This window comes from Paenibacillus sp. RC67, assembly GCF_030020805.1.
Lineage (GTDB): Bacteria > Bacillota > Bacilli > Paenibacillales > NBRC-103111 > Paenibacillus_S.
Genome location: NZ_CP125098.1, coordinates 3,362,395 through 3,377,184 on the forward strand (window position 1 = coordinate 3,362,395; position 14,790 = coordinate 3,377,184).

Genomic DNA, 14,790 nt, shown 5'->3' on the forward strand with positions numbered 1-14,790 from the left:
TCAAATGACACAACAGACTAACCGCAAGCTGCACCTTGGATTATTCCTATTTTCCACAGGCTATCATCCGGCCGGATGGCGTTTGCCTGAAGCCGTTACGGACGGAGCCTTCGATCCGAAGTTTTTACAGCGTATCGCACAGCGACTGGAAGAAGCCAAATTTGACTTTTTCTTCTTAGGCGATGCCCTAGCATCCAGTGCTGATATGCAATATCAGTTCCCGTCCCAGATGGTACGGATGGAGCCATTTACGATGATTGCGCATTTGACTGCAGTTACGGAGAAAATTGGCTTGATTGTAACGGCAAACACGACTTACGCGGAGCCATATCATATTGCTCGACAAACCGCTTCGCTCGATCATCTGAGCGGTGGCCGTGTCGCATGGAACGTAGTTACCGGGGCTGATGTCAGGGCGGCGTTGAATTTTAGCCGTGAGAAGCATTGGGACAATACGAAACGTTACGACTATGCAGATGAATTTGTTCAGCTGGTTAAGGATTTATGGGATACCTGGGAAGACGATGCATTTGTTAGAAACAAGGAAACTGGAGTCTATGTAGATGAGAGCAAAGTCCATTCTCTTCATCATAAAGGGAATCATTTCTCCGTTGCAGGTCCGTTGAATGTTGCCCGACCGCCACAAGGACAAATTCCGCTTCTATCTGCCGGCACCTCGGAACGAAGTCAAGAACTGGGAGCACAATTCTCCAATGTGATATTTACAGGTCAAATCTTAATCGATGAAGCACGCAACTTCTATGCAAGCGTCAAAAGCAAGCTGAATAAATACGGTCGATCCAGAGACGAACTGTTCATTATGCCCGGACTTGTTCCATTAGTTGGAAGAACGAAAGAAGAAGCGCATGCCAAATACCGCGAGCTTAGCTCGCTGATTGTAACTAATTTTGATCTGACGGCATTGTCGAACCGAATTGGGATCGACTTAACGGGTTACCCGCTGGACGGTCCTTTACCCGACTTGTCGCTTTCCACACTAAACGATAATGGAGCCGAGCTGCTCGTAAGATTAGCACAAAATGCAGCAGGTCATGAAGATATTACCGTTCGGGAGCTGTTCTATTATTTTGCTGCGGTAGTTAGAGGTCATCTGCTTATCGTTGGCAGCGCTGAGGAAATTGCCGATGAAATCGAACGCTGGTTCGTCAATGAAGCAGCCGATGGCTTCAACTTATGCTCTCCTTACATGCCGGGTGGCCTGGATCTGTTCATCGATCTCGTTGTTCCTGAGCTGCAAAGACGCGGCTTGTTCCGCACAGAATATGAGGGAAGCACGTTCCGTGAGCATTTCGGACTACAGCGTCGGGGGAACCGTTTTGCCAAGAAGGATGCTGTGCTGGAAGGTAAATAGTACTGTATCGGCGCAGCAAAGGAAATGAGGGGAAGAGTATGAGCAGCAGCAAATCCACTTTGCAAAACGGGCGGATCATTATCGCCCAAGTTATATTTTTACTGCTTGGACTTGGTCTTATCGAGTATGTTGTACGGGCAGAAATCGTGGGTCCTTTGTATTTATCCAAACCTACTCAAGTGATTGATGAGATTATAGGCTTGTTTTCGAATGGAGTCGTGTTTCATCATTTATTCGTAACGCTTGGAGAATTTGTAACGGGTTATGTGCTTTCGGCTGCTGCCGGTATTGGAACAGGTTTGTTCCTCGTATTAGTACCAAGGGCGGAAACATTCTTTCGCCCTTTCCTTTCAGCGCTATTAGCGGTACCGAAGGTTACAATTATTCCGCTTTTGATGTTATGGCTCGGCATAGGTTTATCGCATAAGGTTGCTATAGTATTTCTGTTCTGCTTCTTTACGATTGCATTCAACACGATCACGGGCATTAAGCAGACAGCGGATAATCATCTGAAGGTTGCTAGAGTATTCGAGGCTACGAAATTCCAGACGATAATGAAGGTGATTCTCCCTTCCGCAGCGCCTACGATCTTCGTCTCCTTGCGAGTATCAGCAGCTACCGGCTTGGTGGGTGCATTGTTCGGAGAGATGATTGCTTCCAAAGACGGACTAGGCAATCTGCTGGTGCAAGCAACATCCACATACGATACAGCCAAAGCTTTTGCCATCATTACCGTAGTTACGCTCGTATCGGTGTTTATCATTGCATTAATTGATTTGCTAGAGAAAAAAGTAGTACTGAAGTGGAAATCTTACTAATTCAATCGTATTCATACAAGGGGAGAGACAACAATGAGAAGAACAAATTGGCGGGGAGTCTGGATTCTAACGTTGGCAATGGTAATGGTTCTTGCAGCTTGCTCCAGTAACTCCAAGGGCGGACAGGAATCAAAAACAGCTTCAACGACACCTTCCGGAGGAGAACAAAAGCTGCATAAGGTCCGTTACGCGGCATTCAATGGCGTTAGCGGCCTGGCAGTCAATTTTGGGGCAGAAAAAGGATTTTTCAAGGAAGAAGGGTTGGACGTTGAGTTCGTGACGACGCAAAATCCAATTGAAAGCTTGACTAGTAAAGATGTTGATATCGCCGATGTGGCGACAACAACAGCAATTATTGCAGCAGGTAAAGGGGCACCTATTAAAATTGTCTCTTCGATGTTCCGGACAAAAGGGCCGTTTTATTTGGTTGCTGCACCAGGCATTAATAGTGTCGAGGAGCTAAAAGGGAAAAAAGTCGGCGCAGGTGCTTTTGGCAGCGGTTTGGACGTGTATACGCAAGTCATTCTTAAGAAGCACGGACTAAGCAAGACAGATGTCACCTACTTGGCTAATGGCGCGAATGACGCTGCTTATGCAAGCCTTACTTCAGGTCAAGTCGATGCAACGATTATCCATGAGCCGTTTGCGTCCCTGGTTGAAGTCAATGGAAAAGGAAAAATATTGGCCAAAGGCTGGGATTACCTGCCTACATTCCACACAGGTGTCTTGGCTTCCAGCAATGAGGTTATTTCCAAGAAGCCTGAACTGATCGAGAAACTGTTAAAGGCATACTTCAAGTCGCAAGAATATGCAAAAAGCCATCCGGACGAGTATAAGGCTTATTTCTTATCCAAAATCAAAGTAGATCCAGCTGCTGTAGATAAAGCGTTTGAGCGTGAAAAAGTGCTCTGGGAAAATAACCCTGATGTCGATAAGAAGGCACTTCAAGATACGCAGCAAGTCCAACTGGAGCTTGGTCTGCAGGACAAAATTTATGATGTAGATAAAATCATTGATTTGCGCTTCATTCCTAAGAAGTAACAAGAAAGACGAGGTGTGATTATGGCCGGATTTTCGCTTCATGCCGTTTCTAAAATGTATGGGGGTTCCAGTCCAACCCAAACTTTATCGGACATCAATTTAACGATAAAAGATGGGGAATTTCTAAGCATACTCGGTCCCAGTGGCTGCGGTAAAAGCACCTTGCTTGAAATATTGGCAGGCTTACAGCTGCCTTCATCAGGGGAAGTGCTGCTCGACGGGAAGAAGCTTCAGGGACCTGGTATCGAGCGTGGGGTCGTTTTCCAGGACCCTTCACTATATCCTTGGCGAACGATCTCCCAGAATGTCGGGATCGGGTTGGAGCTTCGCAAAGTATCCAAGCAGGAGAGAAAAGATGACGTTCAAAAATATTTGAACATGGTGGGACTACAAGGATTTGAACATAAATATCCTCATCAACTGTCCGGAGGCATGAAACAGAGGGCTGGGTTAGCTCGTGCGTTAGCCAATAGCCCTGAAGTTTTACTGATGGATGAACCGTTCGGCGCGGTTGATCACTTAACCCGGCTGCAGCTCCAGGATGATCTGCTGAATATTTGGGAGAATGAGAAAAAAACAGTGTGCTTCGTAACCCATGATGTTTCAGAAGCTGTTTTTTTGGGAGATCGAGTTGTTCTTCTGTCACCCAGACCGGGGAGAATTCAAAAAATATTCGACGTTCCTTATCCGCGACCTCGTAAGCGTGACGATGTGCAGCTGCTTAAGGTGCAAAATGATATCTATGCTGCCATCCACCAGGTAAAAACACAGGAAGATCTGGAATTTGTAATTTGAAATTCAATTCGAAGGGAGCACTTAACGTATGTCAAACTCAGCAATTGTAGGTATAGAATGGTTGCAATCTCGCATTAATGAGGGAAATATCGTTATAGCCGACGTACGGTTCAACCCTAAAGAAGCGCAATATGGAAGACAGGCTTATGATGCCGGTCATCTACCGGGTGCCGTGTTCATTGACTTTAAGGCCGAATTAACTGACCCTGCGGGGGAGCATGGGGGACGTAGTCCGCTGCCATCAGCCGAAAAGCTTGCGAAGCGCTTCGGAGAGCTGGGAATCGATACTTCCACAACCGTTGTCGTCTATGAAGATGTCAATGGACCGGCTGCATCACGCTTATGGTGGGTACTCCAATATATCGGGGTCGAGGATGTGCGTGTGTTAGACGGAGGTTTTCAAGCTTGGACAGAGGCCGGACTGCCCGTATCAGTCGAAAAGCCGGTGCCAATTGCACGCGAACTGATTCCAGCCGTGCATGAAGATTGGGTAGTGGACGTGAATACAGTAAAGTCCGTTGTGGATGGAAATAAGGACGCGAAGCTTATCGATTCTAGAGATATCAACCAATATTTGGGATTGGAAGCGCCGTTTGACCCTGTAGCTGGACATATTCCTGGTGCGGTGAACTTCTTTTGGAAGGATGGACTGGAATCCAACGGTACGTGGAAATCCTCGCAGGAGTTGGAGGAGCATTTCGGAAAGCTCTCAAAGGATGAGGAACTTATCGTCTATTGCGGCTCCGGGATCTCAGCAACTCCTAATGTGTTAGCTTTAAAGGAAGCTGGGTTCAACAATGTTCGGTTGTATCCAGGAAGTTGGTCCGACTGGATAAGCTACAAGGACAATCCGATAGCGACGGGTAATGAGTAAAACTTAAGATAAAGATAGGTATGACGGAAAATGAGCTGTAGTTGGCTGCCGAGAGGCAGGGGCTGCAGTTCTATTTATTTATGCTAAGCTATTGAGCTTCAAACCTCTATCGTAATATTGTATGATAAAAGGATTAGCGCATATTTTCAAAGATAGGGGAACAAGGTAATGAATAAATTCAACAGCTATGAAGATGCCGAAATATTAGTCAGAGAAGGTATAGGAGGCATTATCGCGGGTGCATTAGTATCTGAGGAAGCCCAACAGTTATTACACTCTAATGATGCTATCAAGAAACAAGCTCGCGTTCGTATTTTTGCAAACGATGGAAGAAGCCACTCCGACCACTATGTCATCGAATGTGAATCAAGTCATGCGGGGCCGTATGTTCTTTGTATTTCGATAGGCAGCGGGACTAGCATGATGAACTATGTAGCTGATGAGATGCTATCGTTCCGGGAAGAATGTGAGTCGAGCGACATTGCATTTCAACGTGGCATACCTATTCTTTGTTACTCTTATAGAGGAATAGTGATGATAAGCCAGGAAGCGTTAAATGAAGCCTTTTGAAGGTCCATAGTTGGTACATGTTGAGAATCCTCCATTGAATAATGGGGGATTTTTGCATTGTGTAATCTCGCAGATATTCAGATCCAGTACGATTGAAATTAAGGCAATCTTAAGATTCGATTTAGGTTGTGTTTAGACAGCCTATTATATACTGATTACCGATAAAGAGAGATATTTACACAACAAGGAGGAGACGAAAGCATGCAGCAACCGCTCGCAGTAGAAGTGCGCAATGTAACGAAAGTCATTGGAGGAAAAGAAATTATCAAGAATCTTTCACTTTCTGTACGCTCTGGAGAAATATATGGATTTCTAGGTCCAAACGGAGCCGGTAAAACGACAACAATCCGTATGATTGTTGGCCTAATATCTATAACCAAAGGTGACATCCTAGTTCAAGGTAACAGCATTCGTACCCATCGTAAGGAAGCAATGGAGCAGATTGGAGCCATAGTTGAAAATCCGGAACTCTATCGTTATATGACCGGGCGACAAAACTTAATCCATTTTGCCAATATGAGCAGTAAAAACATTACTAATGAGCGTATGGAGGAGATTATTCACCTAGTTCAGCTGGAAGACGCTATTGACCGCAAAGTGAAGACCTATTCACTTGGCATGCGGCAACGACTTGGTATTGCACAAGCACTGCTTCACCGGCCTGCTATTCTCATTTTGGATGAACCGACCAACGGGCTTGATCCGGCCGGTATTCGTCAACTGAGAGATTATTTGCAGCAGCTTGCCCGTTCGGAAAATATGGCTGTTCTCGTCTCAAGTCATCTTTTATCTGAAATCGAGCTTATGTGTGATCGAGTCATTATTATCCAGAACGGTCGGTTCGTTGCGGAACGTTCATTGAAGCAGGCTGAGAATCAGATTGGGGTTAGGGTGAATATGGAGGTCACTGATCAGGAGAAAACCGTCCAGCTTCTTCAGCAAATGGGACATATCCCGTTAATACAAAATCCATTGACTATTGAAACGAGTAAGGAGCATATTCCGGTTATCGTTCAAAAATTGGTACAGCACGGAGTTGGTATCGTCCAAGTAGTCATTAGAGAAACTGCGCTGGAAGATATCTTCCTTAATTTAACAGAGGAGGCATAAACAATGGGCTACATGCTATTAATACAAAATGAGTTGATGAAATTACGCTCCAAGAGGAGTACTTACTTTTTCTTCGGTTTCCTAGCGTTACTTATCATTGGAAGTGGGCTAGTTATTCAACGGTTTGACGATGGTATGAGTATTCTAAGTTTTGCCAATACTAACTTGACTGTGGCCCATTACTTTGTGCTCGTATTTACGATCGTGCTTGGAGCACAAGCCATCTCCGATGAATTCAAGGAAGGAACGATTAAGCAGTTATTGATTCGTCCAGCAAGCAGAAGTGCTGTATTATTATCTAAACTTACAGCGATCCTTATTGTTCTTGGATTGATAATGCTATTTATTTTTTTATTCAGTTTATTGATAGGGGCCATTATTTTTCATAGCAGCAGTGACAGTGAGCTTACATTTCTAATAGTGCTGAAAACGTACCTTTATAAACTGCCCACCTATTTGTTTTTTATAACTTTAGCATTTATGGTAGGAACTATAACAGCAAGCGCTCCGCTCGCAATTACTGTATCTATTGTCCTAAACTTTTTGGGCGGATCCATAACTACTTTCCTGCTTGCTAAGTACTCATGGTCACAGTATATTATTTTCAATCATTTGAACTTGCAAAAATATGATGCAGACCCGCTTATTAATGGTGGGGGAACCATTAGCAACTCGGGGATGACGATGTTATCTTCTATAGCCATTATAGCAGCGTATTTGCTATTGTTGGTAGTAAGTACGGGCTTTGTATTTAAGCAAAAGGATATTAAGTAGCATCTAAAATTCATCATTTATAATGTCGAAAGAGTAGGTTACAAAATGAGCTATAATCTGCTTATTGTGGAAGATGAGCCGGAAATCATTGAGCTGCTGCGTCTATATTTGGAAAAAGAATATTGCGTCTTCGAAGCTAATAACGGAGAGCAGGCGCTCCTTCAAGTGAACAATCACAAGATTGATCTCGCCATTTTGGATATTATGATGCCAGATATGGATGGTTTTCAACTGATTAAAAAAATTAGAGAAGCTTATCAGTTCCCGGTATTGTTTTTATCTGCACGCAGTCAAGATTACGATAAAATATTAGGCTTGAGCCTTGGAGCCGACGACTACATTACGAAGCCGTTCAATCCATTGGAAATTGTCGCCCGTGTACAAGCTCTTCTGAGGAGAGTGCATCAATTTGATTCTACGGGGAGCATACAGGAAGAGGAAGAACAGTTAATAGCGGGCGATCTCATGGTGGACACGAAAAGCTGCACCGTGTATCAACATGGTCAACCTGTCTCCCTGACATCAACCGAATACAAAATTATAGCTTTGATGATGGCTCATCCTGGAAGAGTACTAACTCGCAGGCGAATTTATGAAGCAGTATGGGATGATATGTTTGCTTATGACGATAATACCATCATGGTGCATATTAGCAATCTAAGGGAAAAAATCGAAAAAGATCCGAGACATCCTGAGTATATAAAAACCATCAGAGGGCTGGGGTACAAGTTTGAGACGCCTATGGAGATTTAGAAAAAAATGGAAGTTGCATGCTTCGTTAATATTCGATTTTTTCTTCTTTAACTTTTTCCTTTTGTTTTTCATGACGGTCATATTCATTGTAGCTATCGTAGATCTTATCTTTCATGCTGGCAGTTACAGTAATGCCCCAAAATTGGATGCAAGCTATTATGCAAAAGCGGATATGGATCAGCAAGATATCCAGAATTTAGAACAAAAAGGAGGATGGCTCGAAGAGCTGGGCTCAGATTACCAACTGATACGAGTCATAGGAGAGAAAAAAGATAACGTAACTGCTTATTCATCTGAGATGCTTGTTTCTTCTCTCGAGAACCGGGAAGACCAGCCTTATTACTATTCAGTAACGCTGCTTGAGACCATTCCCGCGCATTATTTCATGTTAAAAATTCCTCGTGAGCACGTCTCGGTAAGTCATAATTATGTATCACAGCGTGAGCCGATATCTACTAACTATGCTAGCACGCGTATTAGATATTATTTTTACTTTTCAATCGGGTTAATGCTGTTCTTTATTTTCTTATACAGCTATTGGGTTGCACGGAGAATTAAGAAACCGCTCCGTGAAATTTCCCAAGGCCTGCATAAAATGACGCTCGGAGATTACAGCACCCGAATCCATGTCGAAGCGGAAGAGGAATTTAAACAAATCAGCAATACTTTCAATTACATGGCCAATGTGATCGAGGAAACCCTTAAGGAAAAAAGGCAGATTGAGGAGAGTAAGCAGCGACTGATCGTGGATGTGACGCATGACTTGAAGACTCCGATCACTAGCATTCAAGGCTATGCTCAAGCATTGATGGAAGGAAGAGCGGGAGAGGCAGAGCATCAGCAGCGATATTTAGGGTATATTTATCAAAAGTCGAATCAAGTTACACAGTTAATTCAAAGCATACTTGAGCTTCTCAAGCTGGACTCTCCAGATTATCGGCTACAACTGGAATATCAAAATATAAGCGATTTTTTACGGGAGGTCGTGGCAGATTCCTATGGTGATATCGAACAAAGAAAGTTCACTCTGGTAACGGAAATACCGGAGAAGAGCCTATACGCATGGTTTGAAGCCGAATCTCTGAACCGCGTGATCGTAAATCTAATAACCAATGCATTGAAATACAATCCATCCGGAACCCGTCTGAGAGTAGAGCTGAAGGAAAGAGCGGATCATGTTCTCATTGATATTGCCGATACGGGCGTCGGGATACCTGAACATCTGCGCCAGACAGTCTTTGATCCATTCGTTCGAGTAGACGAGTCGCGAAGCGGGGAGAGAGGGACGGGCTTAGGACTATCTATTGCCAAACGGCTCATGGAAAAGATGAATGGAACCATTGAGCTATACCAAACCTCTACAGAAGCGACTGTATTTACAATAAGATTACCTAAATGAGTGAAGGGCTCGATTGGAGTCCTTCATTGTGCCCATTCGGAAATGGTATTCATTTAACATTGACAGAACTTATTTTTTAAATATTTTTCTTATTGTCATTTGCATGATAGAATACTTCTTGCTGACTAATAACGGTTAGGCGGGTTGAATCGTTAAGTTAGCTTGTTGATCACAGATGTGGTTCTATCTTACAGAGGAGAATAGGTATGCTTTCCAAATCATCGTTTCCATTACTATTGTTAAATATGTTTCTTGCTATGCTTAGCACGGGTCTTGTTATTCCTATATTACCGGACTTGCTGCACGAATTTGGGGCAGGGGGGCAAGCTGCTGGTTATTTGGTATCCTGCTTTGGTTTGACACAGTTTATATTTTCACCGATTGCTGGCAATCTATCCGATAAATATGGTCGTAAGCCTATGATTATCGTTGGACTCTTCCTATTTGCTTTATCCAATCTTATAGCAGCCCTTGCCAGTGATTTATCGTTACTATTCGTCTCTCGCTTAATTGGTGGGATTGGTTCTGCCGCCCTTGTCCCGTCGATCATGGCTTATGTGGCGGATATAACGACGAACGAACAGCGAGGTAAAGCCATGTCTTTGCTTGGCACCTCGATGACCTCAGGGTTTATTATCGGCCCAGGAGCTGGCGGCTTGCTTGCAGAGTTTGGTACCCGAGCACCGTTCTATGCATCTGTAGGAATCGGTCTTCTGGCGATGCTGTGCAGCTTGAAATTTTTGCCGGAATCCCTGTCGCTCGAACAGCAGATCAAACAAAGACAATCCCATGAGAAGAGGGAGAATGTGCTCCGCCAGCTTGTGCAATCAATTAAATCTCCTTATTTTGTCCTGCTTCTGATGGTATTCGCTCTTACCTTTGGTTTAATGCAATTCGAGGCTATCTTCCCGCTGTTTGTTGTTCAAAGCTACGGGTTTACGACTCGTGATATTGCCTTATTGCTTACAGTGTGCTCTTTGATTGCTACAGTTAACCAACTCGTATTGACTGGCAAGCTGACGAGATGGCTTGGTGAGAAAAAGGTCATCAGCTGGATGCTGCTGCTGTGCGCTGTATCGCTCGTATGCTTGTTATTATCCGGTAATTTCATATATGTCATGGTTTTGACAATGCTGTTCTTTACTTTTAACAATATTTTGCGTCCTACGGTCAATACACTGCTGTCCAAAGAAGCAGGGGATGAACAAGGGTTCGTTGCCGGCTTGAATAATGCCTACATGAGTCTTGGCAATATTTTTGGTCCGGGACTTGCGGGTATCTTATTCGATATCCATATAAACCTACCGTATGTATTCGGAGCGCTCGTGCTCGTGCTTAGCAGCATTGTAGCAGCGAAACGGATTGGGAAAAAGAAATCGTATTTCGAGAATCAAAATGCGAGCTTGACTAGTTGAGTTTACGCAAAAAACATAGCAAGAGAGGGAGCTGTCAGAGCGATAGCTCCCTATTTTATTTTTTGCCTACGCTTTTCTCGTATGCTCAAGATTTGTATTTCTCAACATATTCTTCGTAGTCTAATACTTCCATAGTATTCGACCACTGGAGCACTTTTCCAACAAAATTTTTAATGTCCAAGCCTTTCATTTCGTATGTTTGATCTGTATTAAGTGTGCCGGTTGCGTTCTTAATAAATGTCACTTTATAGCCTCTATCAAATGCAGAAATAGCCGTAAACATACAACAAAATTCAGTCTCAAAACCAGTTATAAATAGATGATTTATACCTAAATGTTGTAACGTATCAGAAAGTTTCGTATTGAAGAAGGAATTTGGTGTTTGTTTCTCAAGTACATAATCAGCATAGTCTTTTAATGAGCTATGAAGTTCAGAACCAACAGTCCCTTCATACAATGGGCTTTCTTCGGAATCTTCTAAATGCCTCATAAAAATTACAGGCGTGCTGCTATCTTTGAAATCCTTAATCACACTTTCGATCAGCGAAAGCTATTCTTTGAAATTACCTTGATTAACAATACCGTTCTGAACATCAATAACTAAGAGTGCTCGCATGGTTTTTACCTACCTTTTCCTGTAATAGGTCAATGTTTCTATATCGAAGCGGGTATTTCCTGCAATGCTTATGCATGTATACAGTCTGAAGCAAATAGCACTGCCGGATTCGCGTAGATTTATCTACTCGATAGAGATCATAATGTCATAGAATTTGCAGCAGCTTATAACTCTTAGACATGCAAGTTTAAGGATAGGGAAAATATCAATATCGTTATACTATTATTAATATTATTTGATTGAAGAAGTGGTTATTTGATAATAAGATGAACTTGAGACAGATGAGATTACTGGTAAAAATAACCTAATCTTACTTGGCTCGATTTGCAGGAAGGGAGGTGGAACCTTCGGATATAGACCAATGTCAAGCCTGATTATTGAAAGCGATATCATGAAGGAGGGAAGTATTGTTCAAATTCCGTGTGGCTACGTGCAACAGCCAATACTCCAGCCGATGGAGATAAGAAAAGAGGGTATTCCAACATGTTAGCATTCTCCGTTACTACCTGCGTTGTCGTTCTTTTCTTACTTACAATTCTTGTTGTGGGACATCGTTTCGGCTTAATCTTTAAACGCATTACAATGGTCAAAAAAACATGTATTCTTGGAATCGGTTTCATTGTCGCCTCTTCAGGATTACTTCCGGCTCTTCCAATCCAAGCTGCTGGATCCATGGTTGTAGATAGCTTTGATGGTCCGATTACGCAAAATGAAATTAATTCGTTCAAATCCTACATTTCAACGCTCGAGCCTGTCGTCTGGCCTAACACCGGTTCCATGCAGAGTGAATATGCTCAAGGTAAAAGCGGTGAATCCATCAAGGCGATGGGGCTGATGTATGAGATTACGCATGATACAGCGATATTGGATCGAATGATCTACTTCTGCGACGTGCTTCTTTCCCAACGAAACGATAAGCTGGCTGCACCTAACGGACAGCGTACCGTTTGGACCAACACGATTGCTCCTGTATGGCCTGGCAACACGACAGATCCCGCATCAGCAGATTCGGCAAACGGGGATTCTGTAGGCCATCTTGCTTATTGCGCCAAGTTGATTCTTCAAACGCCATCCATTTGGAATACGAACGTAACGAATGGAGATGCTTATTCCCACGGGGCAACGTATAAGCAACGCGCACTAACCTTCGTTGCCGAGGCAGATTATGTAGCGAATCAGTTCCTGTTCCCGTCGCTGCTTGATTTATCTAAGGGCAATAAGCTCTACTTCTCAACGCAATCCCCTTATATGAGCGGCGGCGTATTTCCATGGAACCAACAGATGATGATTACTTATGGCTTCCAGAATCTTGCTGCTTCGCATGCGATTTTGGCCGATAATCCGACCTTAGTAACGAAGTATGACAATATCGTGCAGACGAGTCTGAACTGGTTCTTTAATGATGATTCCGCAAAGCAAACCTATGTGGATGCAGCAGGCAACACAGCTTACAACTGGGGCTACAATCCGACTCTACTCGGAGGGGAGGACTCGAATCATGCTAGCTTGGATGTAGCGGGATTTTATCGCGCTTATTTGAGCGGGAGGTACGGGATTACCGCCGCGATGATGAAGCCTTTTGCCAATATGTATGCTGATGTCATGATGAAGGGGCCAAATTCCTTCTCAGGTCGTGTAGACGGAACCGATGGAGATGGACACGGAGCGCCGACAACGTATGCGCGGAGCGGTAATTTATTCTTGACGGCTCTTCGTCCAGATATGTACTATGCTTTGGCCAATGCGGATTTGGCGAGTAAATCGACGACAAGCATGGATACGTTCTCCCGATTTATGTGGGCCAAAAACCAGCGCTACAACAGCAGTGATACGCAAGCCCCTACGGCACCAACGAACTTGACGGCGTCAGCAGTCTCCAGCAGTCAGATTAACTTAAGCTGGACAGCATCCACGGACAATGTTGGCGTAACGGAGTACGAAATTTATCGAGGATCTACTAAAGTCGGCTCATCCGTGACAACTTCTTACAGTGATAAGGGACTCAGTCCTTCAACCGTTTACAGTTACACGGTTAAAGCGATGGATGCGGCTGGAAACTTATCGGCAGCAAGCAATACAGCCAGCGCTACGACTCAAGCAGTGAGCCCCACAACGAATCTTGCAACAGGTAAAACTTATACCGCTTCGACCACATGGAGTGCCTCTTACAGCGCGGATAAAGCGTTTGACGGAGACACAACTACCCGATGGTCCGCAGCGAACGGCTCATTGAATGACCAATGGATCGCCATCGATTTTGGTTCTGCCACGAATTATAATCAGGCTGTAATTAAAGAAATCAGCTTCCAAAGGGTGACCTCATATAAGCTTCAGTCATCCAACGACGGAACCAATTATACCGACATAGCGGGCACAACGGGAACAACAATTGGAGCGAATAAAACGATAAGCTTCTCGAATGTGAACAGCCGATATTTGAGGCTGTATGTCAGCACGGCCAGCGCCGTACCCACGATCGATGAGATCGAGGTTTACAATACTGGCGGCGGAACGGATACTCAAGCACCCACGGCTCCGACAAATTTGACGGCAACAGCGACCTCAAGCAGTCAGATTAACTTAAGCTGGACGGCATCCACAGACAATGTGGGAGTAGTTAGCTATGACGTTTATCGTGGAGCCACCAAAGTTGGATCGTCGACTACTCCTTCATACAGCGATACCGGACTTACAGCTTCGACCGCTTACAGCTACACAGTGAAAGCGAAGGACGCGGCAGGAAACATCTCTGCAGCAAGCAATACGGCCAGCGCTACAACATTGGGCACAGCGACTAATCTTGTCTTGGGCAAAACGTTTAATGCGTCTTCAACCTGGAGCACATCATACACTGCCGCTCTTGCGTTTGATGGAGATGCTGCAACCAGATGGTCCGCGGCCAAAGGCAGCATTAATGACCAATGGATCAGCGTTGATTTTGGTGCGGCAACCACATACAATCAAGCTGTAATTAAAGAAGTCACATTTCAAAGAGTTACGGCCTATAAGCTCCAGTCTTCCAATGACGGCACTAACTATACAGATATTTCAAGCACTGCAGGTACAACGATTGGCGCCAGCAAAACAATTAATTTTACACCTGTAACCTCCCGGTATTTACGTCTATATATAACGACTGCAAGCAGCGAGCCAACAATCAATGAAATGGAAGTTTATAACAAATAAATAAGCTTTAAAGTTATCATAAGGACTCAAAAAAAGGTCGGAGGCATCGTGCCCCCGGCCTTCTCGT

General features: G+C 44.0%; 13 protein-coding genes. 12 read left to right on the forward strand and 1 reads right to left on the reverse strand.

Annotation, left to right across the window (positions count from 1 at the left end):
- The first annotated feature begins 4 nt into the window (after positions 1-4).
- From QMA13_RS15455 to QMA13_RS15505, 11 genes are all read left to right on the forward strand, one after another.
- Positions 5-1,372: an LLM class flavin-dependent oxidoreductase gene (locus QMA13_RS15455; protein ID WP_282942468.1), complete on the forward strand. Its 1,368-nt coding sequence runs from the start codon at positions 5-7 to the stop codon at positions 1,370-1,372.
- A gap of 38 nt (positions 1,373-1,410) precedes the next feature.
- A complete protein-coding gene (locus QMA13_RS15460; protein WP_282942469.1) occupies positions 1,411-2,190 on the forward strand; it encodes an ABC transporter permease in 780 nt (259 codons plus the stop codon).
- 33 nt (positions 2,191-2,223) lie between these two features.
- Positions 2,224-3,231 carry an ABC transporter substrate-binding protein gene (locus QMA13_RS15465; RefSeq protein WP_282942470.1) on the forward strand — a complete coding sequence of 336 codons (1,008 nt, stop codon included), beginning with the start codon at positions 2,224-2,226 and terminating at the stop codon, positions 3,229-3,231.
- Positions 3,232-3,252: 21 nt separating this feature from the next.
- Entirely contained in the window at positions 3,253-4,026 is a 774-nt protein-coding gene (locus QMA13_RS15470) for an ABC transporter ATP-binding protein (RefSeq protein WP_282942471.1), read from the forward strand.
- Positions 4,027-4,054: 28 nt separating this feature from the next.
- Complete coding sequence (locus tag QMA13_RS15475; protein ID WP_282942472.1) at positions 4,055-4,900, forward strand: sulfurtransferase; 846 nt, start codon at positions 4,055-4,057, stop codon at positions 4,898-4,900.
- A 168-nt stretch (positions 4,901-5,068) separates the two neighbouring features.
- A complete protein-coding gene (locus tag QMA13_RS15480; protein WP_282942473.1) occupies positions 5,069-5,470 on the forward strand; it encodes a hypothetical protein in 402 nt (133 codons plus the stop codon).
- 201 nt (positions 5,471-5,671) lie between these two features.
- Positions 5,672-6,580, forward strand: coding sequence for an ABC transporter ATP-binding protein (locus QMA13_RS15485; RefSeq protein WP_282942474.1), 909 nt, complete (start codon positions 5,672-5,674; stop codon positions 6,578-6,580).
- Positions 6,581-6,583: 3 nt separating this feature from the next.
- A complete protein-coding gene (locus QMA13_RS15490; RefSeq protein WP_282942475.1) occupies positions 6,584-7,354 on the forward strand; it encodes an ABC transporter permease in 771 nt (256 codons plus the stop codon).
- Positions 7,355-7,399: 45 nt separating this feature from the next.
- Positions 7,400-8,107: a response regulator transcription factor gene (locus QMA13_RS15495; protein WP_282942476.1), complete on the forward strand. Its 708-nt coding sequence runs from the start codon at positions 7,400-7,402 to the stop codon at positions 8,105-8,107.
- A 70-nt stretch (positions 8,108-8,177) separates the two neighbouring features.
- Complete coding sequence (locus QMA13_RS15500) at positions 8,178-9,506, forward strand: HAMP domain-containing sensor histidine kinase (RefSeq protein WP_282942477.1); 1,329 nt, start codon at positions 8,178-8,180, stop codon at positions 9,504-9,506.
- 206 nt (positions 9,507-9,712) lie between these two features.
- Positions 9,713-10,921 carry an MFS transporter gene (locus tag QMA13_RS15505; protein WP_349254213.1) on the forward strand — a complete coding sequence of 403 codons (1,209 nt, stop codon included), beginning with the start codon at positions 9,713-9,715 and terminating at the stop codon, positions 10,919-10,921.
- Positions 10,922-11,006: 85 nt separating this feature from the next.
- Here the strand turns inward: QMA13_RS15505 and QMA13_RS15510 are convergent, their stop codons facing one another.
- A complete protein-coding gene (locus tag QMA13_RS15510; RefSeq protein WP_282943410.1) occupies positions 11,007-11,465 on the reverse strand; it encodes an isochorismatase family protein in 459 nt (152 codons plus the stop codon).
- Positions 11,466-11,957: 492 nt separating this feature from the next.
- Here QMA13_RS15510 and QMA13_RS15515 point away from each other — a divergent pair, with 492 nt between their 5' ends.
- The gene (locus QMA13_RS15515; protein ID WP_282942478.1) at positions 11,958-14,723 is read left to right on the forward strand and encodes a discoidin domain-containing protein; all 2,766 of its coding nucleotides are present in this window, start codon (positions 11,958-11,960) and stop codon (positions 14,721-14,723) included.
- Positions 14,724-14,790 lie beyond the last annotated feature (67 nt).